Origin of the sequence: Actinomycetospora lutea (assembly GCF_028737205.1) — a bacterium.
GTDB classification, from domain to species: domain Bacteria; phylum Actinomycetota; class Actinomycetes; order Mycobacteriales; family Pseudonocardiaceae; genus Actinomycetospora; species Actinomycetospora lutea.
In genome coordinates, this window is the sequence record NZ_JAQZAL010000039.1 from 1 (window position 1) to 20,657 (window position 20,657).

A 20,657-nucleotide genomic window follows, 5' to 3' on the forward strand; every position below is an offset into this window, starting at 1 on the left:
CACCGGCCCTGACCCTCACCGGCCCTGACCCTCACCGGCCCTGACCCTCACCGGCCCTGACCCTCACCGGCTCTGACCCTCACCGGCTCTGGGGGGCGCCCCCGTCGTCGAACATCGGGTGCGGGGACACGTCGTCCGTGCGCTCCTCCCCGCTGCCCTCGGTCACGCCGTCCCGGTAGCTCGCCAGCCGTTCCGCGACCTCGTGCGGCGAGGCCCCCGGGGCGCCGAAACTCAGCGCGCCCCCCGCCGGCGGCGGGACCGCGCCGGGGACGAGCAGCGCCCGCGGCTCGCGCTGCGGCAGGCCCGCCGCGGTGACGCCCGCGAGGTCGGCGCCGTCCGGCTCGACCGCGGCCTCCGCGGCGGCCTGCCCCGCGTCGGCCGGCGAGGACCACGCCACGGCGTCGCCGGACGCCTCCGAGAGCGCCCGGAACTCCGAGAGGTCGGCGAACCACGCCGACACCTGGTCGTAGATCGGTTCGGGCGAGACCGGGGACCGGTGGGTGGGGGCGCGGGGCGACGGCACCGGGATGTCCGGCTCGTCCGACGGGCGCAGCCGGTCGAGCAGCTCGCGCAGCTCGGCGGGCCGGTAGTCGGAGAGCACCACCACGGTCATCCGGAAGCGGCGCACGCGGCGCTGGACGTCGCCGGGGAGGTCGCTGAAGCGCAGCCCGTCGAGCCTGCGCACCTCGTCGTGGCCGGGCGCCTGCTCCCCGGAGCACGGCAGCTCGTCGCGGAAGAAGCGCAGCAGCGTGAGCAGCCGCTGGGCCCCGTCGAGCACGACCTCGCCGACGTCCGGGTCGGCCGGATCGGCGGCGATGTGGATCTCCGGGACGCACCACTCGCGCAGGATGGTGTCGATGAAGCGCTGCTGGCGCTGCTCGTCCCACCCGCCGGGGCGGGACGTGTCGCCGCGGGGATGGAGCTCCTGGCGTTCGAGGCGGGCCATCAGTGACTCGAGCTCGAGCTCGATGCGCTCAACGTGCACGGCGGCCTCCACCGTCCGTGGGCGGCGGCCCACGCTCAAGGGGTCCGGGGTCGGGCTGGTGGATCGTCGAGGACGGGGGGTGCGCCGGCGGGGGACGCGGGGGCGTCGACGACCAGGCGAGCCAGCCGGCGACGACCACCACGGCGTCGAGGGCGATGAGGACCCTCGTCAACCACGGGGTCCGGCGGCGGACACGGTGGCGGGTCACGCGCACGGGGCATCGGCCTCCCGTCATCGCCCGTCGAGCACGAGGGCGTGCCGGACCAGGGCCACGAGCACGTCACGCGCCGACTCGGGTCGCCGGGCGTCGCAGGTCAGCAGGGGGGTCCCGGACGGCAGGTCCATCGCCTCGCGGACCTCGTCGGGGTCGTGGCGGCGCGCGCCGTCGAACAGGTTCACCGCGACGACATGGGGCACGCCGCGGGACTCGAGGAAGTCCGTGGCCGCGAAGCACGCCTCGAGCCGCGCGGTGTCGGCGAGGACGACCGCGCCGACCGCCCCGCGGAACAGGTCGTCCCACATGAACCAGAAGCGCTGCTGGCCGGGCGTGCCGAACAGGTAGAGCACGAGCTGCGAGGGCAACGAGATCCGGCCGAAGTCCATCGCCACCGTGGTGGTCGTCTTGTCGGCCCGCGGGGTCGCGTCGTGCCCGCGGCCGGCCTCGGTCATGACGGCCTCGGTCACGAGCGGCTCGATCTCGGACACGGCGCCGACGAACGTGGTCTTGCCCGCGCCGAACCCGCCGGCGACCACGATCTTCGCCGACGGCGCGGCGGTGGAGGGCGCGCCGCGCGGGGCCTCAGAGACGCTGGAGCCCATCGAGGACCCTCTCCAGGAGCTCGCGGCTCGGGCGGTCGTCGGACGGGAGGTGGAGCACGACCAGGCCGCCGCGGGCCATGTCGTCGAGCACCACGCGCGTGACGCCGAGCGGCAGGTCGATGCGGGCGGACACCTCGGCCACCGAGATCGGCATGACGCACAGCCGGCAGATCGCGCGCTGCTCCTCGGGGATGCCCGCGGCGGGGACGTCGAGCGCCGAGGCGGTCTGCACCAGGGTCTCGACGGCCAGGGTCACCTCGGGCCGCGTGCGGCCCCCGGTGATCGTGTACGGCCGCACGCGGGGAGCGCGGCGCCCCGCCCCGGTGGTCACGTCGCCCGGGCGGTGCGCAGCTCCCGGCGCACCTCGGGGGTGAGGGCCTTCCCCACGCGCGCGGTCATCAGGGTCATCTCGTAGCCGACCAGGCCGCGGTCGCAGTCGACGGTGGCCAGGACGACGAGGCAGGAGCCGTCGCGGATCGCCATGGTCAGCACCAGACCCTGCGCCATCTCGACGACGGTCTGCACGACCTCGCCGGCGTCGAAGCACCGGGCGGCGCCGCCGGCCAGGCTGACGAGCCCGGCGGCGACCGCGGCCAGCTGGTCGGCGCGTTCGTCGGGCAGGCGGCTCGAGTGCGTGAGCAGGAGCCCGTCGGCGGAGATGACGACGGCGTGGGCGACGCCGGGCACGCGCGTCACGAAGTCGTCGACCAGCCAGGCGAAGCGCTCGAACGACGTCGAGGTGGTCATCGCGGGCCTCCCGACTCGCTGCCCGCCGCGCCCGCGGTGGCGGGCTCGGTCTCGATGGTGTCGCCGTCCCGGGGTACCTCGAAACCGTCGGTGTCGAGCTCCTCGCGGCCCCGGGTGGCGCCCTGCTGGAACTGGCTCATCCGGGCGCGCAGGGCGTCGGCGTCGACGGTCCGCCGTGGCGCGGGGATGTCGTCGGGGGCGGGCTCCGCGTCGGACGGGGCGGCCGGCGGGGCGGCGCCTCCCGGGACGAGCCCGGCGCCGCGGCGGCGCCGGGGCAGGCCGCCGGCGGTGTGCTCGGTGGGCTCGGGCTCGGCGGCGCGGGCGGCGACGGCCCGCCACCCCTCGTCGGCGGTCGACTCCCAGAGCGACGCGTTCCCGCCCCGCGGTGCCGGGATCGCCGCGTCGGTGTCGGAGAACCAGGCCGAGCACATCTCCTGGAAGATCGGCTCGTCGGGCGCGCGCGCCACGGGGACCTCGTCGGTGAGGGGGTCCTCGGGCTGGGGCTCGTCGGTGGGGGCGCCGTCGGTGCGGGCGCCGTCGGTGCGGACGCCGTCGGTGAGGGAGCCGTCGCCCGGCTCGGCGGCGACGGGGTCGTCGGTGACGCGCGGGCGCTCGTGCGCGACGAGGACGTCGGCGGGCACGTGGACGCTCGCGGTGGTGCCGTCGTCGCCGCCCGGCAGCAGCCGTGCGGTGATCCCGTGGCGGCGGGCCAGCGCGCCCACCACGAACAGGCCCATCTGCCGGGGCACCGTCGAGTCGAGGAGCACCGGCTGCTCGAGCCGCGCGTTGGCGTCGTCGAGGTCCTCGGTGTCCATGCCGAGCCCCCGGTCGGCGACCTCGACGATCGCGCCGCCGTCCGGGGCCCGCGAGGCGCTGACCGTGACCGGGGTGTCGGGTGGCGAGTAGCTGGTGGCGTTGTCGAGGAGCTCGGCGAGCAGGTGGGTGAGGTCGTCGGCGGCGGCGCCCTGCACGCGCAGGCCGGGCACCTGCCGCACCTCGACGCGCTGGTAGTGCTCGACCTCGCCGACGGCTGCGCGCACGACGTCGGCGAGCAGCAGCGGCTCGGCGGCCCCGCGGGACGGGGTGGCGCCGCCCAGCACCAGCAGGTTCTCGCCGTTGCGCCGCATGCGCGTGGCGAGGTGGTCGAGCCGGAACAGGTCGGCGAGGACGTCGGGGTCCTCCTCGCGGCTCTCCAGGGTGTCGATGAGCAGGATCTGCCGCTCGACGAGGCCCTGGGAGCGCCGGGACAGGTTGACGAACAGCGCGTTGAGGTTGGTCCGGAGGCGGGCCTGCTCGCCGGCGAGGCGCACGGCCTCGCGGTGCACGCTGTCGAACGCCCGGGCGACCTCGCCGACCTCCTCCTCGGTGTGGATCGGGACCGGGTCGACGGCGTCCTCGGGGCGATCGCGGCCCACGCCCTCGTCCTCGAGCTCCCGGACCGCGTCGGGCAGGCGGCGCTCGGCCACGTCGAGCGCGGAGTACCGCAGCCGCCGCAGCGGGGTGATCAGCGACCGCGCGATGACGACGGCGAGCGCCACCGCGGCGAGCACGCCGAGCAGGACCAGGGCGATCGCCACGACCGCCGTCGTCGTCGCCCGCGCCACGAGCCCGTCCGCGGCGGCCTGCAGCTCGCCCTGGAGAGCGGACTCGAGCGTGCGCATCCGCTCCCGGGTGGCGCTCGCGGCGCCGTCCCAGGCGGCCGGGTCGACGGCGAGCGCCGTGCCGTCCTGCAGCAGGGCGGTCTGCAGGATGCGGACGCGCTGGTCGACCTCGGGGCCGGCGACGGTGTCGTCGAAGAGCTGGACCTGGGCCGGGGTGGCGCCCGCCTCGAACTCCGCGGTGGCGGCCTCCTGCTCGGCGACCGCCCCGCGCAGGACGTCGCTCGCGCCGACGGGCAGCGCGCGCGTGATGGCCCCGACCAGGAGCAGGGCGTGCTGGACCTCGGCCTGCTCCTTCGCCCGGCCGAGGGCGGCCAGGCTCGTCGCCGGCCGCACGACCGAGGGCTCGCCGACCGCGCCGGCGATGTCGCGGGAGAGCCCCAGCAGAGGGTCGACCAGACCCGTGTAGCCGGTGACGACGCTGGTGGCGGGGTAGCGGGTGGCCACCGCGGTGGCCCGCAGGGGCGGCAGCGCGTCGAGGCGCGCGAGGGCCGTCGCGTAGCGGTCGCGCACGCCGGGGTCGAGCTCGGCCGCCTCCCCGCCGGCGGCGCGCAGCGCCTCGACGGCGCCGTCGGTGCGGTCCGCGGCGACGTCGAGGCCCGAGCGGTCCGGTGGGCGGCCCGCGGCGACCCAGGCGGCGGTCGCACTGCGCTCGGTCTGGACCCGGTCGACCAGGTCGGCGACGGTGCCGGTCAGGCGGGCGCCGGTGGCCACCTGGGCCAGCTCGCCGCGCTCGGCGAGCTGGGTGCGGATCGCCAGCCCGGCCAGCAGAAGCACCAACAGGAGCGGGACCGCCACCACCGCGACCACCTTGGTGCGGACACGCCAGTGGCCAGCGCTCCACCACGCATTCGCGGTGGGAACGGGCACGCTGCTCTCGGCCACGGACGATCCCCCGGTTCGCCAGGCACGGCACGGATCGGCGTCTCGAGTTCCCGGGCGCATTTCGTTGACCGGATGGAGAACTCGTTCAACAACCATCTGTGACGATGACGAAAGCCACGGTAGCTTCCCCGTGGCGAGCACGACACCCGATCGAGACAGTTGTTCACGCGGACGCACTACTGCGCGGCAATTCGTCGAACAATTCGTGCTCCAAGAGGGGGAAGTCGTGCGCAAGTGGAGTAACAATCGTGCGAGCCGGCGAGGTCGACAGATCATCGTCCGGTTGCTGACGGTCCTGTCCGTGCTCGTCCTGTCCGCGTGCAGCGCGCTCGGCGGGTCGAGCTCCGGGGGTCAGGGCGGGACCGAGGGGGGACCGGAGAGGCCCACACTGCGGGTCGGGATGCTCAACATCGTCGACACGGCGTCGTTCTACCTCGCGCAGGAACGGGGTTTCTTCCGCGACGAGGGGCTCACCGTGGAGCCGGTCGTCGCGCAGGGCGGCGCGGCGTCGATCCCGGCGGTCGTCGGCGGGAGTCTCGACGTCACGTTCGGCAACTACGTGTCGTTCTTCCTCGCGCAGAACCAAGGAGTCGGCCGATTCCGTTTGATCTCGGACGGATATCAGGCCGGGCCCAACACCTTCGTCCTCGTCGTCCGTCCGGACGGCACCGTGCGCGCGCCGCGCGATCTCGCGGGCCGGCGGGTCGCGGTGAACACGTTCCGCAACATCGTCGAACTGAATGCGCGTTCAGCGCTCCAGACGAACGGGGTCGATCCGAACACGGTGCAGTTCGTCGAGGTCCCGTTCCCCGACATGGCCGCCGCCCTCGCGGCCGGGCGGGTCGACGCGGCCGCGATGGTCGAGCCGTTCATCACCGCGGCCGGGCGCAGCTCCGGCGCGATCCCGGTCCTCGACACGGCATCGGGTCCCACGGCCGACATCCCGTTGGGCGGCTACGGCACGACCGAGGCGTTCGCGACCGAGAACCCGCGGACCGTCGCGGCCTTCCAGCGGGCCATGCTGCGGGGACAGCAGGCCGCCGCCGACCGGGCCAACGTCGAGCAGGTGCTCCCGACCTACATCCGCATCGACCGGGCCACCGCCACGCTGATCAACCTCGGGACCTACCCCCAGTCGCTCGACGGCACCCGGCTGCAGCGGGTCGCCGACCTGATGCAGCAGTTCGCCCTGGTCCCGGGCCGCTTCGACGTGCAGCCGCTGCTGGCCCCGCCGTGAGCCGTGCGGTCGTCCGCGGGCTCGTCGGTCTGTGCACCTTCCTCGCGATCGGGGAGGTCGTCGGACGGGCCGGCCTCGTGCCGCCGGAGCTCCTGCCGCCGTCGTCGGCGGTGCTCGCCTCGCTCGTCGAGATCGTCGCCGACCAGGCGTTCCGGGCCGACGTCGTCGCGACCGTGCTCGCCTGGCTCATCGGGCTGGGCGTCGCCGTCGGGATCGCGGTGCCGGCGGGGGTCCTGCTGGGCAGCGTGCCCGGCGTCCGCGCGGGGACGCGGGCGCTGGTCGAGTTCCTGCGCCCGATCCCGTCCGTGGCGCTGATCCCGCTGGCGGTCGTGCTCGTCGGGCAGGGGCCCGCGAGCAAGATCGCCCTGGCCGTCTACGCGGCGGTGTGGCCGATCCTGTTCAACACCGTCCACGCGGTCACCGAGGTCGACCCGCTCCTGCGCGAGACCGCCGCGGCGTTCCGGGCCGGGCGGCGCCGGACCCTCCTGCGGATCGTGCTGCCGTCGATGGCGCCCTTCGTGCTGACCGGGGTCCGCCTCGCCGCCGCGGTGGCGCTGATCCTCGTCGTCTCCACCGAGCTCCTCGTGGGCGGCGGGCGGGGGATCGGGGAGTACATCGCCCAGTCCGGCACGGGCGGCGGACGCATGGACGTCGTGCTCGCGGCGGCGATCGTCGCGGGCCTCGTCGGGCTCGCCGCCAACGCCGCGCTCACCGCCGCGGGACGCCGGTGGCTGCCGTGGAGCCCCGCCGCGTGACGCGCCGCACGACCCGACCGTGGGTGCGCTGGGGCGTGTTCGCGCTCGCCGTGGCCGTCTGGGAGATCGCGGCCCGGGCCGCGGGGAGCGCGTTCTTCCCGCCGCCGTCGGCGATCGCGGCGGTCGCGTGGCGCACCTGGTTCTCCGGACCCGCCGTCCTGACCGAGAGCGCCCGGGCGGACGTGGTGCCCAGCGTGGCCCGCGTCCTCGGCGGGTGGGCGCTGTCGGCGGTGATCGGCATCGCGGTGGGCCTGATGCTGGGCCGCTCCCGGCGGGCGAGCGAGTACCTCGCCCCGCTGCTGGCCTTCGCGCGGGCGCTCCCGCCGCCGGTGCTGATCCCGGTCTTCCTCGTGCTGTTCGCCGCGGGCACGCCGATGCAGCTCGCGACGATCGTGTTCGGCACGGTCTGGCCCGTCCTGCTCAACGCCGCGGACGGCGCCCGCGGCGTCGACCCGGTCACGATGGACACGGCGGACGTGTACGGCGTGCGGGGCGTGCGCCGGCTGTGGCGGGTGATCCTCCCGGCGGCGGCGCCGCGGATCGTCGCCGGGCTGCGGGTGAGCCTCTCGCTCGCGCTGATCCTCATGGTCGTCTCGGAGCTGGTGGCGTCCACCGACGGTCTGGGCCACCAGCTCGTCGTCGCCCAGCGCGCCTTCGACTTCACGGCGATGTGGGCGGCGATCGTCCTGCTCGGGGCCGTGGGCTACGCGCTGAACGCGGCGCTGCTCGGCGTCGAGCGCCGGGCGCTCGGCCGGGGCACCACCGGGGGATGACGAGAGGGGATGCCGTGACGCCGATGGTCGAGGTCGCCGACCTCGCCGTGGCCTTCCGTGACGGGCGGAGCGCGACGACGGTGCTCGACGGGCTCTCCCTGCGCGTCGAGCGCGACGAGGTCGTGTGCCTGCTGGGCCCGTCCGGGTGCGGCAAGCTGCGCGTGCGGCGGGAGTACGCGATGACGGTGGTGCTCGTGACCCACGACATCGACGAGAGCATCTACCTCGCCGACCGCGTCGTCGTCCTCTCGCCGCGCCCGGCGTCCGTCGTCGCCGACCTCGCGGTGGACCTTCCGCCCGACCGGGACCAGATCGCCACCCGCGAGTCGGACGCCTTCGTCCACCTGCGGGCGCGGGCCGCGGCGCTGCTGCGCGACGGGTCGGGCGCGCCCGAGCGGGACACCGGCGCCGCGGAGCCCGTCGAACGGTGAGGTCGCCGCCGCCGCGCAGTCGTCCGATTGGTCCGGATGGCGTCGTTCGGGAACTCCCCGACCCGGGGCATCCGTTGACCACTCGACCGAGGAGGCTCCCCATGGGATTCCGTCTGCTGCCCCACGTCCATCCGCGCCATCACCTGCGGCGCACCTTCCGGCTCGGCCCGTTGCGCCTGCACGCCGGCCCCGACGGCGTCAGCTGGGGACTCGGCGCCGGACGCTGGTCGTGGAACGCGAAGAGCCGCCGCCACACCGTGGACACCCCCGGCCCGGGCTACTGGCAGAGCAAGGGTCGCCCCCGCCGGTAGGGGCCGGTCAGTCGGCGAGCTCGACGTAGACGCGCCGCCAGGGCCGGTCGTCGATCAGCTCCCAGCGGTGGCCGCCACCGGCGGTGTCCTCGGCGAGGAGGACGTCGCCGGGGCGCAGCACGAAGGTGTCGCCGTCGCGGGTCGTGAAGCGCAGGGTGCCGGAGAGCGTGACGACGTACTGGCGGCACGGGGCGTCGTGCCAGGCCAGGGCGCTGCCCGCCGGGGACTCCTCGGCGTGCACGCGGCGCGCGTCCGCCGCAGGCGGGAGCCCGGACTCCTCGCGGAACCGCGACTCGCCGTCCTCGGTCCAGAGCCGGACGAGGCGGCTCACGGGGCCTGCCCGGTGACCACGGACGTCGTCGTGCCCGGGGCGTCGGTGCCGAGCCACGCCCGCCCGAGGCGCGCGAGCGTGCCGTCGGCGCGCAGCGCGTCGAGGGCCCGGTCGACGTCGGCGGCCAGGCCTGCGTCGTCGCGCCGGACGGCGACGCCGAGGTCCTCGTGGGTGATCCCGGTCTGGACCACCCCGAGCGTCGGCCGATCGCGCGTGAGCGCCCGCATGACGGGCTCGAGCTTCATGAAGCCGTCGAGCCTCCCGGCCGCGAGGTCGTCGAGCGCGGTGAGGATGTCGCGGTAGGCGTAGCGGCGCACCCCGCCGATCCGCCCGGCGTGCGCGAGCGCGTCGGCCACCGGCTCGGAGGTGTTGCCCCGCTGCACCCCGAGCGTCCGGCCGCCGAGGTCGTCGAGGCCGGTGACGTCGGGGTGGCGCCGCCGGTCGACGACGAGGCTCTGCCCGGAGCGCACGTAGGGCCGGCAGAACCGGGCGAGCGTCCGGCGGTGCTCGGTGATCGTCGCGCCGGACGCCACGACGTCGTAGTCGCCGCGGTCGAGCCCGGCGAAGATGCCGTCGAAGTCGTCGGCCTCGTAGCGCACGAGGACGAACGTGCGCCCGAGGCGGGCGGCGACCTCCCGCATCACCGCGGGATCGAAGCCGACGGCGTCGCCGTGCTCGCCCTCGAGCTCGAACGGCGGATCGGGCAGGGCCGCGCCCACCCGCAGCACGTCGCCGTCGCCCATGGCGGCAGTCTGGCGCGCAGCGACGGTCGGGGGAAGGTCACGCGGCACGCGGACCAGGCGCGGCGTCCGGCCCGGCGCACCACGGCCGAATCGTGACGGTCGCGGGCCCGCTCGGCGGTCGTCCGCGCCGACGCGCGGCGTCACGATCCGACGATGACGACCGAGACCACCGCGACCACCTCCGGGGCGACCGAGTCGCCCGCGATGCGCATGATGGGGCTGCTCTACGGCTCGGTGGTCGGCCGGCTGGTGTCGATCGTCGCCGAGTTCGGGGTCGCGGACCTCTGTGCCGACGGGCCGCGCGGGGTCGACGAGCTCGCCGCCGACACCGACGCCGACCCGGACACGCTGTACCGGATGCTGCGCGCGCTCGCCGCCGCCGGCGTGTTCACCGAGGTCGCGCCGAGGACCTTCGCGCTCACCGACCTGGGCACGACCCTGCGCAGCGAGGTGCCGGGCTCGATGCGCGACCACGCCCGCAACTGGGGCTCGGCGGAGTACCTGCACACCCTCATCGGGCTCGGCGGCGCCCTCCGGACGGGCCGGCCGTCCTTCGACACCCACCACGGCGTCGACTGGTGGTCCTACCTCGCCGCCCACCCGCGGCGGGCGCAGGTGTTCGACCGGGCGATGGGCAACCGGGCCCGCCAGATCGCCGCCGCCGTCCTCGCGGTCTGCGACCTCTCCGGGGTCCGGCGGCTCGTCGACGTCGGCGGCGGACAGGGCCACCTGGTCGCCGCGGTGCTCGACCGGTACCCCGGCATCGAGGCGGTCGTGCTCGACCGGCCCGAGGTGGTGGCGGGCGCCGCGGCGGTCGTCGGCGGGCGGGCCACCGCGGTCGGCGGCGACTTCTTCGCCGCCGTCCCGCCCGGCGCCGACCGCTACGTGCTCTCCAGCGTGCTGCACGACTGGGCGGACGACGACGCCGTGACGATCCTGCGCCGCATCCGGGAGGCGATGGACCCCGCCGGCCGGCTGCTCGTGGTGGAGACGGTGCTGCCCGAGGGCGACGAGCCGCACCTGGGCAAGCTCCTCGACGTCCTCATGCTCGCCCTGGTCGGCGGGCGCGAGCGCACCGAGCGGGAGTACGCCGCCCTGCTCGACCGCGCCGACCTGCGGATCGAGGAGATCGTCCCCACGGCCACGCCGGTCGGCGTGCTCGTGGCCGCGCCCGCCTGATCACCCGCCGTGGGTACTCGACGGCGGGCCCCACGGGGAGCAGGGTGCCGCCCGTGAGCGACACCGCCGATGCCCGCGCGCTGGTCCCCGGCGCCATGGACCGCGTCACCGCCCGGGTCCGCGCCGTGGGCGCCGGCATCTGGCGCGCCCCGACCCCGTGCACCGAGTGGGCCGTGCGCGACCTCGTGGCCCACCTCTGCTTCGAGCACCTCTGGGCCCCGCACGTGCTGGCGGGCACGTCGATGGGCGTGGTGGGCGACCGCTACGACGGCGACCTGCTCCACGGCGACCCGCCCGGCGCCTGGCAGCGCGCCGTCGCCCGCTCGCGGCCGGTCTGGACGGCGACCGACACCCACGCCGCCCGCGTGCACACCTCGTTCGGCTGGATCCCCGTCGAGGAGTACGCCGAGCAGATGCTGCTCGACCTCACCGTGCACGAGTGGGACCTCGCGCGCGGCGCGGGTCTCGACGAGGAGCTCGACCCCGTCGGCGTCGAGCGCGCGCTGAGCTACATCCGCCGCGACCCGGTCATGCTCACCGGTCCGGGGCTGTGGCGTCCCCCCGTCGCGCCCTGCAGCGACGAGCCCCGGGACGTGCTGCTGGCGCTCCTGGGGCGCGAGGTCCAGATGACCGCCCTCGAGCCGCCGCCCGCGCCGGTGTCCCGCGCCGACCCCGGCCCGCCGGGCGCCCCGGCCCCGCGTCGGGCAGGTTCGGGGTCATGACGACGCTCCCCGTGACGGTCGACCTCGACGAGGCAGGCCTCGCCGTGGTCACCATCGACCACCCGCCGCTCAACCTCTACGACCAGGCCCTGCACACCGCGCTGCGCGACGCGGTCGCCGAGCTGGAACGGGCGGGCCCGCGGGCGGTGCTCGTGCGGGCCGAGGGCGAGGTCGTCAGCGGCGGCGTGGACGTCAAGCAGGTCTTCCACCCGATGGCGCAGGCCGGGGACGCCGAGCGCGGCACGGCCTACTTCGCCGAGCTGGTCGAGACCGGCCGCCGCCTGCACCACCTGCCCTGCCCGACGGTGTTCGCCGCCCACGGGCTGACGCTGACGTGGGCCTTCGAGGTCGCGCTCGCCTGCGACCTCATCGTCGCGACGCCGCGGGCCTCGTTCGGGCTGATCGAGGCCACGGTCGGGCTGACCCCGGCGATGGGCGGCACGCAGCGCCTCGCCGAGCGGGCCGGGATCGGGCGGGCGCGCCTGCTCGTCATGACCGCGGGCCGCTTCGGCGCCGAGGAGCTCGAGGGCTGGGGCGTCGTCGACCGCCTCGTGCCCGAGGACGGGTTCGACGAGGCCGCGCGGGCGTTCGCCGCGCAGCTCGCCGCCGGGCCCACCCGGGCGCACGCGGCGACGAAGGAGATCCTGCGCCACCTCACCGAGGGCGGGCTGGAGGCGGCGAACGAGGTCACCCCGCAGGCCGCCGGCGCGCTGTTCGCCACCGCGGACCTCGCCGGCGCGATGGCCTCGTTCGTCGAGCAGGGGCACGGGAAGGCGACGTTCTCCGGCCGGTGACGGGGCGGGTGGCTAGCCGTCGACCCGCATCCGCCAGGCGTCGGTGACGAGCTCGGTCAGTCGCGGGACGTCGACCTTCTCGAGGCGCACCAGCACGAACGGGAGCCCCTCGTAGCTCGGCGTCGAGAAGAAGAGGTCGGGCTCGCCGCGCAGCAGCGCCTGCCGCTCGGCCTCGTCGCCGACGAACAGGACCGCGATGTCGGTGCGCAGGACCCGGCGCCCGCTGCTGCGGTCCGGGTACGACCAGACGAACCCGCGCCCGCCCACGCGGAAGTCGAAACCGTCGCTGTCGATCTCCTCGACGTCGTCCAGGCCGAGCGCCAGCCGGCGGACGTCGTGCACGTCGGCCATGGTCGCGCAAGCTAGCAGCGACCCCCGACGGCGGGCGGGCGAGCACGCGCGAGGGTGCGCGGCGGGCCCGCCGGGTACGTCCGGGCCCATGACCGCAGACGACGGCAGCACGCCCGGTGTCGACCCCCGGGAGCTCGGCGAGGACTCCCTGCTCGGGGAGCTCGAGCACCTCCACGACACCCGCCACGTCACGTTCCGCCACGGCAGCGACGACGCCCTGGCGGCGCACGACCGCCGCACCCGCGAGCTCGAGGGCGAGTACCTGCGGCGGCACCCCGAGCGCGAGGTCGACCCGGCGCGCACCCGGCAGGGCGCGCGCCACGACACCTAGGGGCCGGGTGATGGCGCCCCTCGTGACCGCGCTCGCCCCCGTGCTGGCGGGGCGGGTGCTGTTCGCCGTGCCCACCCGCGCCCCGCGGTTCGCGGTGACGGTCGACGACGGCCCGGACCCGGCGACGACGCCCGCGCTGCTCGACGTGCTGGCCCGCCACGGCGCCCGCGCGACCTTCTTCCTGCTCGGCGAGCGGGCGGCGGCGCACCCCGACCTCGTCGCCGCCATCGGGGCCGGGGGCCACGAGCTCGGCAACCACACCTGGCGCGACGAGCCCACCCACCGGCTGCCCGTCGACGCGTTCGCGGCGGGGCTGGCCGACACGCAACGGGTCCTCGGGGAGCACGGCCCGGTGCGGTGGTTCCGGCCCGGGTCGGGCTGGCCGACCGCCCGGCACCTCGCGGTCGCCGAGCGGGCCGGCCTGCGCTGCGCGCTCGGGAGCGCGGTGGCGATCGCCGGGTCCGGCGCCGGAACCGCGGGCACGCCGCGGGCCCTGGACGCCGTGGTGCGGCGGGGGAGCGTGGTCGTCCTGCACGAGGGGCCGGGCCGCGGGGCGGTCCCCGCCACCCTCGACGCCCTGCTGGCGCGGACCGCCCGCCGGGGTCTCGCCGCCGTCACGCTCACCGAGCTGACGGGCGGCTGACGCCGGTTCCTGCGCCGTCAGCGGTCGTCGTCGACCAGGTGGATCGCGGCCTCCTCGGCGCTCGCGCCCGCGCCGTCGATGCCCACGTCGTCGGCGAAGAAGTCCTCGCCGTCCTCGCGCAGCACCAGGCGCCCGGAGCGGCCCTCGCCGACCTCGTCGTCCCAGGGCTCGCCGTCGGTGTCGCTCGCGTCGCCGATCCCGTCGGCGTCGGCGTCGGTGTCGGTGTCGTCGGGCTGCTCCCGGCGCAGGCGCCCGGCCAGCGGCTGGCCCTCGCGCTCCTCCTCGGGCGTGATCCCCCAGGCGTCGACGCCCCAGGGCTGTTCGTGGGGGGAGACGCCCTCGTCGAGCTGGTCGTCGAGGTCGGGGTCGTCGAGCGACTCGGCCTCGTCGAGCTGCTCGAACACGGTGTCGTCGCCGGCGTCGCGGTCCGCATCGGGGGTGGTCACGGGCCCAGTGTGCCTTCCGCGACGGCGCTCAGGTCGCCGGTGCGGGACGGGGTGGCGGCGCCGTGACCGCGGGTTCGCCCTCGGTGTCCGCGGCGTCACCCTCGGCGTCCGCGGCGGCGGTACCGGCCTTCTCCCGGCGCTTGCGCTCCTTCTTCTCCTTCTTCTCGGGCGGGCTGTTCGCCCCGATCAGCGCCTCGACCCAGCGGGCGCTCGGGTCGCAGTCCACCAGCACCGCCTTGATCAGCAGCGTGGCGGGGATCGCGAGCAGGGCGCCGAGCGGGCCGAGGACCCACGCCCAGAACAGCAGGGCCACGAAGGTGATGGTCGTCGAGAGCCCGACGGCGTCGCCGGTGAAGTGCGGCTGGATCAGCGACTGCACGATCGCGTTGAGCACGCAGTAGACGATCACCACGGCGAGCGCCTGCTGCCACCCGCCGACGAGCAGCGCCACGAGGGCGGGCGGGACGACGCCGATGATGAAGCCGATGTTCGGGATGAAGTTGGTGATGAACGACAGCAGGCCCCAGAGGATCACCAGCGGGATGCCCATGATCGCGAGGGCGATCGAGTCGAGCACGGCCACGATCAGCCCGAAGACGGCCGTGACGACGAGGTAGCGCCGCGTCCCGTGGGCGAAGCTCAGCATGGCCTCGACCATGTGCGGCCGGTCCGCGCCGATGGCGGCCAGCCGCCGGCTCGCGCCGCTCGCCTCCGCGATGAGGAACAGCAGGAGCGCGAGGATGAACACGAGGCTGGTCAGGGCCCCGCTCACGCCCGAGAGCAGGCCGCCGACCGCCCCGGCGATCTTGCCGAGGTCGACCGACGACGCCGTGGCCTGCGCTTGCGAGGGGTCGAAGCCGACGCGCTTGAGCGCGGATTCCACCGAGGCCGTGAGCCCCTGGATCCGGCCCGAGTACTGCGGGACGAGCGCCACCAGCTGCCCGACCGAAGCGATCATCACCCCGACCAGCCCGACGATCGCCCCGAAGATCACGACGACCAGGGCCAGCACCGTGAGCCACCCCGGCCAGCCGTGTCGGCGCAGGAAACCCTGCAGCGGGGCGACCGCGATCACGATCACCAGCGCGAGCAGGATCGGCGCCACGAGCCAGGCACCGGCCTGGAGACCCGCGACGACGATGACGACGGACGCCGCGCCGAGCATGAGCATCAGGGCGCGGGGGACCCCGGTGCGTCCGGCCTGCGGGCCGGCGTCGGGCACCTCGATGGAGGAGGACATGCTGCCGGACGGTAGAGATCCCGCCCGCGCGCGCGGCTCACCCGCGCTGGGTGAGCCCGCATCGGGCGACGCTGCCTACCGTCCGGGGAACCGCGCCCGGAGCCGGTAGCGTCCACAGCCCGCCCCGCCCACCCGGGAGGCCCCGTGACCACACCGCCGGACGCCCCGTCCAGCTCGCCGCCCCACAGCCCGACGGTGCTGCGGCGCCACCGGCTCCGGGCCTCGGTGTACGGCACGCTCATGGCCATGTCGGTGCTCGCCTACCTCGGCGACTACGACCCCGGTCCGGGGCTCGCGGCCCTGACCGTCGCCGGGACCGGCGTCGCGATCTTCCTCGCCGAGACCTACAGCGGGCTGCTGGCCGGCACCCTCACGGCGCCGCCGCGCTCGGGACGCCAGGTGCTGCGGGCGGTGGTCGGGGAGAGCGCCGGGACCGGGCTTCCCGGCATCCTCGCGGGCGTGCTCCTGTTCGTGCTGGCGCTGACCGGGCTCGACGTCGCGCTGCGCATCGACGTCACGCTGTGGGTCGGCGTCGCCGCGCTCGCCGTGCTCAGCCTGCTGGGCGGGCGCGCGGCGCGCCGGCGGCCCCACGTGCAGCTCGCCTGGGCGATCGCCTCGCTCGCCGTCGGGGCGTCGATCGTGCTGTTCAAGGCCGCGCTGCACTGACCGGGCGCCCGATGACCCCCGACGCGGACCCCGAGGCCCGCCCGCCGTGGCGGGACCGGGTGCGGGACACGCGCACGCGCTTCGAGGAGAGCGGGCTCGGCCACCTGCAGCGGCGGGTCGTGGACACCCAGCTCACCAAGCAGGCGCTGATCCTCGCCGCGCTCGCGTTCATGCTCGTCATCCCCGCGCTCGTGACCCTCGCGGCCGTCGTGCCGCTCGGGCGCCCCGGCGGCGGCGTGACCGCCTTCGCGACCCGGATCGGGCTGACGCCGCAGGCCACGTCGGACCTCCAGCAGCTCTTCCCCACGACGACCGCCGTGTCCAGCGCGTCGACGTGGTTCGGCGTCCTGCTGACGGTGGTGCTCACCGTCCGGTGGCCGCTCGCGCTGCAGCGCGGCTACGAGCTCGTCTGGGATCTGCCGCACCGGGGCGTCCGGACGCTCTGGCGGCCGCTCGCCTGGCTCGCGGGCTTCCTCGCGCTCGTGGCCGCCATCGTGATCGTCGGTCCGGTGGACCGGGGCCTGCCGCTCGTGGTGGTGCTGGTGGTGGGCACCCCGCTCGCGATGGCGTGGGCCTGGTGGACCCAGTACCTCCTGCTCGGCGGGCGCATCGGGTGGATGCGCCTGCTGCCCGGCGCGGTCGTCATCGGCGTCGGTCTCGTGGGCCTGCGGGCGGCCGCGCCGGTCGTGCTGTCGCCCCAGATCAGCTCGAACTACCGGCAGTTCGGTCCGCTGGGGATCGTGTTCGTGATCCTCTCGTGGTTCGTCGCGTTCGGCGTCGTGATGCTCGGCGGCGCCCTCGTCGGCCACCTCGTCGCCGGCGGCGTGCTCGGGGCGCGCCTGCTGTCACCCCGCCGGGGTGAGGTCACGGACCCGCCGCCGGGCGAGAGTCCCGACGAGCCCGCCGCACCGGCCGTGCCGGTGGCGGAGGGCGGTCCGTGGCACCGAGGAGGATGACGATGGCGACGTTGACGGCATGGAAGTTCCCGACCCCCGAGGGTGCCGACCAGGCCCTCGCGACGCTCGAACAGCTCCAGAAGCAGGAACTAATCCAGGTCCTGGACGCGGCGGTCGTGGCCTGGCCCGCGGACAAGAAGCGGCCGAAGACCCGCCAGCTGCACAACCTCGCGGGCGGGGGCGCCCTCGGCGGGAGCTTCTGGGGTCTGCTGTTCGGCCTGATCTTCTTCGTCCCGCTCCTCGGTCTGGCCATCGGTGCCGCCACCGGCGCCCTCGCCGGCTCGCTGTCCGACGTGGGGATCGACGACGAGTTCATCGACGAGGTGCGCTCCAAGGTCACCCCGGGGTCGTCGGCGCTGTTCGCGCTGACCGCCAACGCCGTGACCGACAAGGTGTCCGAGGCGTTCCGCGGCAGCCAGGCCGAGCTCCTGCACACCAACCTCTCGGGTGACCAGGAGGCACGGCTGCGGGAGGCGTTCTCCGACGTCGACGACGACGCGCCGGCCCAGGTCTGAGACCTCGTCCGACACCGTCCGGCCGCCGTCCGACACCGACCGATCCGCCGGTGGGAGCCCCGCTCCCGCCGGCGGATCGTCGTGTGCGGTCAGGCGTCGTCGGGCTCCTGGACCTGCCGCATCGAGACCAGCTCCAGCCCGAGGGCCTGGATGCGGTCGAGGATCCCGTGCACCTCGTCGGCGTCCTGCGACCAGCCCGAGATGACGGTCTCGGCGGGCACCTCGACGACGGCCATGTCGGGGAAGGCGGCCCGCGCCCGGTCGGACAGGCGCCCGCTGATGTGGATCTCGAAGCGTCCCGACACGGCCCTCTCCTGGTTCGCCCGCGGGGCCCCGACGGCCACCGTTCCCCGCGATCGTCGCCCCGGGCGCCGCGCGCCCGCCTCATCCCGACCAGGTGAACGGGAGGTGGACGACTCACACCAGCAGGCCACGCTCCTGGGCCCGGGTCACGGCACCCCGGCGGGTGGACACCCCGAGCTTCGCGTAGATCGAGCGGATCTGGGTCTTGACGGTGTTGACCGAGACGACGAGCTCCTCGGCCATCGTCGGGGCGTCGAGCAGCGACGGGAGCAGCGCGAGCACCACGAGCTCACGCTCGGACAGCGGGGGCGCGGCCTCGAGGGGTGCCGCGGCGCAGGCGGCGGCGACCCGGCCCTCGAAGCCCCGGGCCGCACCACGCTCGAGCAGCATCGCGCGGGTCCGCGGGCCGGCGAGCGCGAACGGGCGCACGAGGTCGTGGGCCCGGCCGACGTCGAGGGCGGCGTCGAGGGCGGCGCGCCCGCGGGCGTCGTCGTCGGCCCGCAGCGCCGCCTCCGCCTCGACGAGACCGGCCTCGACCACCACGACCGCCGACCGGCCCGGCCGGCGCAGCGGGGCGACCAGGGTCCGGGCGGCGTCCCACCGTCCCGTCGCGGCCTCGGTCCACGCCCGCATCAGCAGGGTCTCGTCGGTCTCGTCGGTCTCGTCGGTCTCGTCGGTCTCGGCGGTGTCGTCCGTGCCGTCCCCGCGCGCCGCGAGCCACGCCGCGACCTCCTCCGCCGCGCGCAGGTTGCCGAGCAGCAGGGCCGCGCGGTGCTCGAGCAGGGCGAGCGCGCGGGCGACCGCCGGCGGCAGGGGCGCGTCGCCGAGCACGGCGCGCGCCGTGCGCGCCGCGGCGAGCCCGCCGCCGCGGTCGCCGCGGTCGCCGGTGGCCGCCCCGTCGATCGCGCGCAGGGCGTAGAGGTCCGCCGGGGCGAGCCGGTCGGGGACGTCGAGGGCTTCGGCGCAGCGCCCGGCGGCGCGCCCGGGGTCGCCGCGCAGCAGGTCGGCCCAGGCGAGCAGGCCGACGGTGCGTGCCGCCGGTCCCGTCGGCGTCACCGGCGCGCGCGGGTCGTGGCGGGCGGCGGCCAGCGCGGCCTCGGCGGGGCCGAGCACCCCGGCGGGGTCGCCCTCGACCACCGCGGCCAGGGCGAGCTCGGCGAAGGCGCCCGTCTCGAGGCGGGCGAGGCCGCCGGCGCGGGCCGCGGCCAGGGCGCCGTGCAGCGCGGCACGGGCGGGGGCGGCGTCGCCGGGTGCGGCGGTGGCGAGCAGGGCGGTCCCGCGGGCGAGCTGCAGCAGGCCCGCGAGCCCCGCGTCGTCGGGCACCGCGCCGGCCGTGGCGAGCAGCTCGTGGCGGGCCGGCAGGCCGGGGATCCCCGCGCTGCCCGCGAGCAGCTCGGTGGCCGCGCGCAGCGCCGCGAGGTCCGGGCCCGGAGCGGCCGGCCAGGCCGCGCGGGCGCGCCGCAGCGCCGCGGCCGCGGCCGGGTGCTCGCGCGCGTCGAGGTGGACGAGCGCGGCGACCAGCGCCAGGCCGGGGTCGTCCTCCGTGACCGCCGTGTCGAGCGCGCCGAGCGCGCGGCGCAGCGCGGGGAGGTCGCCGCGCAGCAGGAGCGGGACGGCGAGCGTGCCCAGGAGCTCCGCGACGAGGGCCGGGTCGTCGGCCCGCCGCGCGTGGTGCAGGGCGTGGGCGGGCTCGCCGTGCCCGGCCCACCAGCGGGCGGCCGCGGCGTGCTGGCGGCGGTGCCGCTCCGGGCGGCGCCGCGCGAGGTCGGCGGCCAGGTGCGAGCGCAGCAGGGCGTGGACGTGGTGCTCGCCGGGGTCGACGCGGTCGACCATCCCGAGCCCGTGCGCGAGCTCCTCGAGCCGCCGGGCGACGTCGACCTGGCCGGTCAGCGTGACGGCGAGCGCGTCGGGCAGCCGCCGGCACACGCTGAGGTCGTCGAGCAGCTCGCGGTCGTCGGCATCGAGGCCGGCCAGGAGCTCGCCGCCGAGGTAGTCGGCGACCGAGCGGTCGTCCCCGGAGAACCGGGTGAGGAAGGAGCGCGACTCCTCGCCGCCGCGGCGCAGCGCGAGCACGGCGAGCCGCAGGCCGGCGGCCCAGCCCTCGGTGCGCCGGTGCAGGGTGGCGACGTCGTCGGCGTCGAGCACCACGCCGCTCGCCGCGGCCAGGGCGCCGGCGTCGGCCACCGAGAACCGCAGGCCGTCGGCGCGCAGCTCGTGCAGCCCGTCCTCGAGGCGCAGGCGGGGCAGGCCGACCGCGGGGTCCGAGCGCGCGGCGAGCACCAGGTGCACCCCGGCGGGACGGTGGCGCACCAGCCGGGCCAGCGCGCGGACGCCGGCGTGCTGGTCGGCGAGCACGTGCACGTCGTCGAGCACGAGACGCACCGCGGGGCGCAGGGTCGCCAGGCCGTCGAGCAGCGCGTCGGCGAGCTCCTCGCCCGCGGCGTGCCGGTGGGCCAGCGCGTGCAGCGGGCTGTCGGCGGGGACCGCCCCGGTGGCGAGCACCGCGGCCAGCACCACCGACCAGAAGCGGTCGGGGTCGGCGTCGTCGCGGTCCAGGCCGGCCCAGGCCGTCGGCGGGCCCTCGCCCCGGCGGGCCCACTCGGCGAGCAGGACGGTCTTGCCCGACCCGGCGGGCGCGAGCACCGCGACGAGCCGGCCGGGTCCGGCGGCCTCGAGGGGACGCCACAGCGCGGGGCGCGGGGTGAACCAGCCGGGTAGCGCCGGCACCGCCGTCCTGCTCGCGGGGATGCGGACCATGTCGGGCGACCTCCGTCTCGTCGCCACGGAGAGTGTCCTCCGGGCGGATGAGACGGCGTCGTTCCGCGAGGATGAGGCG

25 protein-coding genes are annotated in these 20,657 nt (G+C 76.3%); 13 read left to right on the top strand and 12 right to left on the bottom strand.

The features are described 5' to 3' along the window. Positions 1-79: 79 nt before the first annotated feature. The 5 genes from PHK61_RS28430 to PHK61_RS28450 all read right to left on the bottom strand — a co-directional run bounded on the left by PHK61_RS28430 (position 80) and on the right by PHK61_RS28450 (position 5,094). Positions 80-985 carry a DUF262 domain-containing protein gene (locus PHK61_RS28430; protein WP_274284399.1) on the bottom strand — a complete coding sequence of 302 codons (906 nt, stop codon included), beginning with the start codon at positions 983-985 and terminating at the stop codon, positions 80-82. A gap of 231 nt (positions 986-1,216) precedes the next feature. Further along, entirely contained in the window at positions 1,217-1,804 is a 588-nt protein-coding gene (locus tag PHK61_RS28435) for a GTP-binding protein (RefSeq protein WP_274284400.1), read from the bottom strand. After that, a complete protein-coding gene (locus PHK61_RS28440) occupies positions 1,785-2,135 on the bottom strand; it encodes a DUF742 domain-containing protein (protein ID WP_274284401.1) in 351 nt (116 codons plus the stop codon). The genes PHK61_RS28435 and PHK61_RS28440 overlap by 20 nt, the downstream gene beginning before the upstream one ends. After that, entirely contained in the window at positions 2,132-2,551 is a 420-nt protein-coding gene (locus PHK61_RS28445; protein ID WP_274284402.1) for a roadblock/LC7 domain-containing protein, read from the bottom strand. The genes PHK61_RS28440 and PHK61_RS28445 overlap by 4 nt, the downstream gene beginning before the upstream one ends. Beyond that, positions 2,548-5,094 (bottom strand): sensor histidine kinase, encoded by a 2,547-nt coding sequence (locus tag PHK61_RS28450; RefSeq protein WP_274284403.1) that lies wholly within the window; start codon positions 5,092-5,094, stop codon positions 2,548-2,550. The genes PHK61_RS28445 and PHK61_RS28450 overlap by 4 nt, the downstream gene beginning before the upstream one ends. Positions 5,095-5,377: 283 nt before the next feature. Here PHK61_RS28450 and PHK61_RS28455 point away from each other — a divergent pair, with 283 nt between their 5' ends. The 5 genes from PHK61_RS28455 to PHK61_RS28475 all read left to right on the top strand — a co-directional run bounded on the left by PHK61_RS28455 (position 5,378) and on the right by PHK61_RS28475 (position 8,601). Then, positions 5,378-6,331 (top strand): ABC transporter substrate-binding protein, encoded by a 954-nt coding sequence (locus tag PHK61_RS28455; RefSeq protein ID WP_274284404.1) that lies wholly within the window; start codon positions 5,378-5,380, stop codon positions 6,329-6,331. Next, positions 6,328-7,086 (top strand): ABC transporter permease, encoded by a 759-nt coding sequence (locus tag PHK61_RS28460; protein ID WP_274284405.1) that lies wholly within the window; start codon positions 6,328-6,330, stop codon positions 7,084-7,086. The genes PHK61_RS28455 and PHK61_RS28460 overlap by 4 nt, the downstream gene beginning before the upstream one ends. Then, positions 7,083-7,859 (top strand): ABC transporter permease, encoded by a 777-nt coding sequence (locus PHK61_RS28465; RefSeq protein WP_274284406.1) that lies wholly within the window; start codon positions 7,083-7,085, stop codon positions 7,857-7,859. Before PHK61_RS28460 ends, PHK61_RS28465 begins: the two co-directional genes overlap by 4 nt. Then, positions 7,856-8,290, top strand: coding sequence for a hypothetical protein (locus PHK61_RS32175; protein ID WP_420791453.1), 435 nt, complete (start codon positions 7,856-7,858; stop codon positions 8,288-8,290). Before PHK61_RS28465 ends, PHK61_RS32175 begins: the two co-directional genes overlap by 4 nt. A 101-nt stretch (positions 8,291-8,391) precedes the next feature. Continuing rightward, complete coding sequence (locus PHK61_RS28475; protein WP_274284407.1) at positions 8,392-8,601, top strand: DUF4236 domain-containing protein; 210 nt, start codon at positions 8,392-8,394, stop codon at positions 8,599-8,601. A gap of 7 nt (positions 8,602-8,608) precedes the next feature. Here PHK61_RS28475 and PHK61_RS28480 read toward each other — a convergent pair whose 3' ends face one another. After that, positions 8,609-8,932: a cupin domain-containing protein gene (locus PHK61_RS28480; protein ID WP_274284408.1), complete on the bottom strand. Its 324-nt coding sequence runs from the start codon at positions 8,930-8,932 to the stop codon at positions 8,609-8,611. Then, positions 8,929-9,675, bottom strand: coding sequence for an ABC transporter substrate-binding protein (locus PHK61_RS28485; RefSeq protein ID WP_274284409.1), 747 nt, complete (start codon positions 9,673-9,675; stop codon positions 8,929-8,931). The genes PHK61_RS28480 and PHK61_RS28485 overlap by 4 nt, the downstream gene beginning before the upstream one ends. Positions 9,676-9,828: 153 nt before the next feature. On the opposite strand from PHK61_RS28485, the gene PHK61_RS28490 reads away from it, so the two are divergent. The 3 genes from PHK61_RS28490 to PHK61_RS28500 are packed head-to-tail and all read left to right on the top strand — an operon-like array spanning position 9,829 to position 12,370. Then, entirely contained in the window at positions 9,829-10,854 is a 1,026-nt protein-coding gene (locus PHK61_RS28490; protein WP_274284410.1) for a methyltransferase, read from the top strand. Between the two features lie 53 nt (positions 10,855-10,907). Next, a complete protein-coding gene (locus PHK61_RS28495; protein WP_274284411.1) occupies positions 10,908-11,576 on the top strand; it encodes a TIGR03086 family metal-binding protein in 669 nt (222 codons plus the stop codon). Beyond that, on the top strand, positions 11,573-12,370 hold the full coding sequence (locus PHK61_RS28500) for an enoyl-CoA hydratase/isomerase family protein (RefSeq protein WP_274284412.1): 798 nt from the start codon (positions 11,573-11,575) through the stop codon (positions 12,368-12,370). The genes PHK61_RS28495 and PHK61_RS28500 overlap by 4 nt, the downstream gene beginning before the upstream one ends. Before the next feature lie 12 nt (positions 12,371-12,382). Here the strand turns inward: PHK61_RS28500 and PHK61_RS28505 are convergent, their stop codons facing one another. After that, on the bottom strand, positions 12,383-12,721 hold the full coding sequence (locus PHK61_RS28505; RefSeq protein WP_274284413.1) for an MmcQ/YjbR family DNA-binding protein: 339 nt from the start codon (positions 12,719-12,721) through the stop codon (positions 12,383-12,385). Between the two features lie 88 nt (positions 12,722-12,809). Here PHK61_RS28505 and PHK61_RS28510 point away from each other — a divergent pair, with 88 nt between their 5' ends. Next, positions 12,810-13,052, top strand: coding sequence for a DUF6158 family protein (locus PHK61_RS28510; protein ID WP_274284414.1), 243 nt, complete (start codon positions 12,810-12,812; stop codon positions 13,050-13,052). 10 nt (positions 13,053-13,062) lie between these two features. Next, positions 13,063-13,695, top strand: a complete 633-nt coding sequence (locus PHK61_RS28515) for a polysaccharide deacetylase family protein (protein ID WP_274284415.1) — start codon at positions 13,063-13,065, stop codon at positions 13,693-13,695. A 17-nt stretch (positions 13,696-13,712) separates the two neighbouring features. Here the strand turns inward: PHK61_RS28515 and PHK61_RS28520 are convergent, their stop codons facing one another. Beyond that, complete coding sequence (locus PHK61_RS28520) at positions 13,713-14,141, bottom strand: DUF5709 domain-containing protein (RefSeq protein WP_274284416.1); 429 nt, start codon at positions 14,139-14,141, stop codon at positions 13,713-13,715. A gap of 28 nt (positions 14,142-14,169) precedes the next feature. Further along, positions 14,170-15,381 carry an AI-2E family transporter gene (locus PHK61_RS28525; RefSeq protein WP_274284417.1) on the bottom strand — a complete coding sequence of 404 codons (1,212 nt, stop codon included), beginning with the start codon at positions 15,379-15,381 and terminating at the stop codon, positions 14,170-14,172. Between the two features lie 144 nt (positions 15,382-15,525). Here PHK61_RS28525 and PHK61_RS28530 point away from each other — a divergent pair, with 144 nt between their 5' ends. The 3 genes from PHK61_RS28530 to PHK61_RS28540 are packed head-to-tail and all read left to right on the top strand — an operon-like array spanning position 15,526 to position 17,518. Next, on the top strand, positions 15,526-16,047 hold the full coding sequence (locus tag PHK61_RS28530) for a hypothetical protein (RefSeq protein WP_274284418.1): 522 nt from the start codon (positions 15,526-15,528) through the stop codon (positions 16,045-16,047). Positions 16,048-16,058: 11 nt separating this feature from the next. Then, positions 16,059-17,003 (top strand): YihY/virulence factor BrkB family protein, encoded by a 945-nt coding sequence (locus PHK61_RS28535; protein ID WP_274284419.1) that lies wholly within the window; start codon positions 16,059-16,061, stop codon positions 17,001-17,003. 2 nt (positions 17,004-17,005) lie between these two features. Next, positions 17,006-17,518 carry a DUF1269 domain-containing protein gene (locus tag PHK61_RS28540; RefSeq protein WP_274284420.1) on the top strand — a complete coding sequence of 171 codons (513 nt, stop codon included), beginning with the start codon at positions 17,006-17,008 and terminating at the stop codon, positions 17,516-17,518. An 89-nt stretch (positions 17,519-17,607) separates the two neighbouring features. Here PHK61_RS28540 and PHK61_RS28545 read toward each other — a convergent pair whose 3' ends face one another. Together PHK61_RS28545 and PHK61_RS28550 are read right to left on the bottom strand one after the other, a co-directional pair. Then, a complete protein-coding gene (locus PHK61_RS28545; protein ID WP_274284421.1) occupies positions 17,608-17,823 on the bottom strand; it encodes a hypothetical protein in 216 nt (71 codons plus the stop codon). Positions 17,824-17,935: 112 nt separating this feature from the next. Further along, complete coding sequence (locus PHK61_RS28550; RefSeq protein WP_274284422.1) at positions 17,936-20,578, bottom strand: winged helix-turn-helix domain-containing protein; 2,643 nt, start codon at positions 20,576-20,578, stop codon at positions 17,936-17,938. Positions 20,579-20,657: the final 79 nt, after the last annotated feature.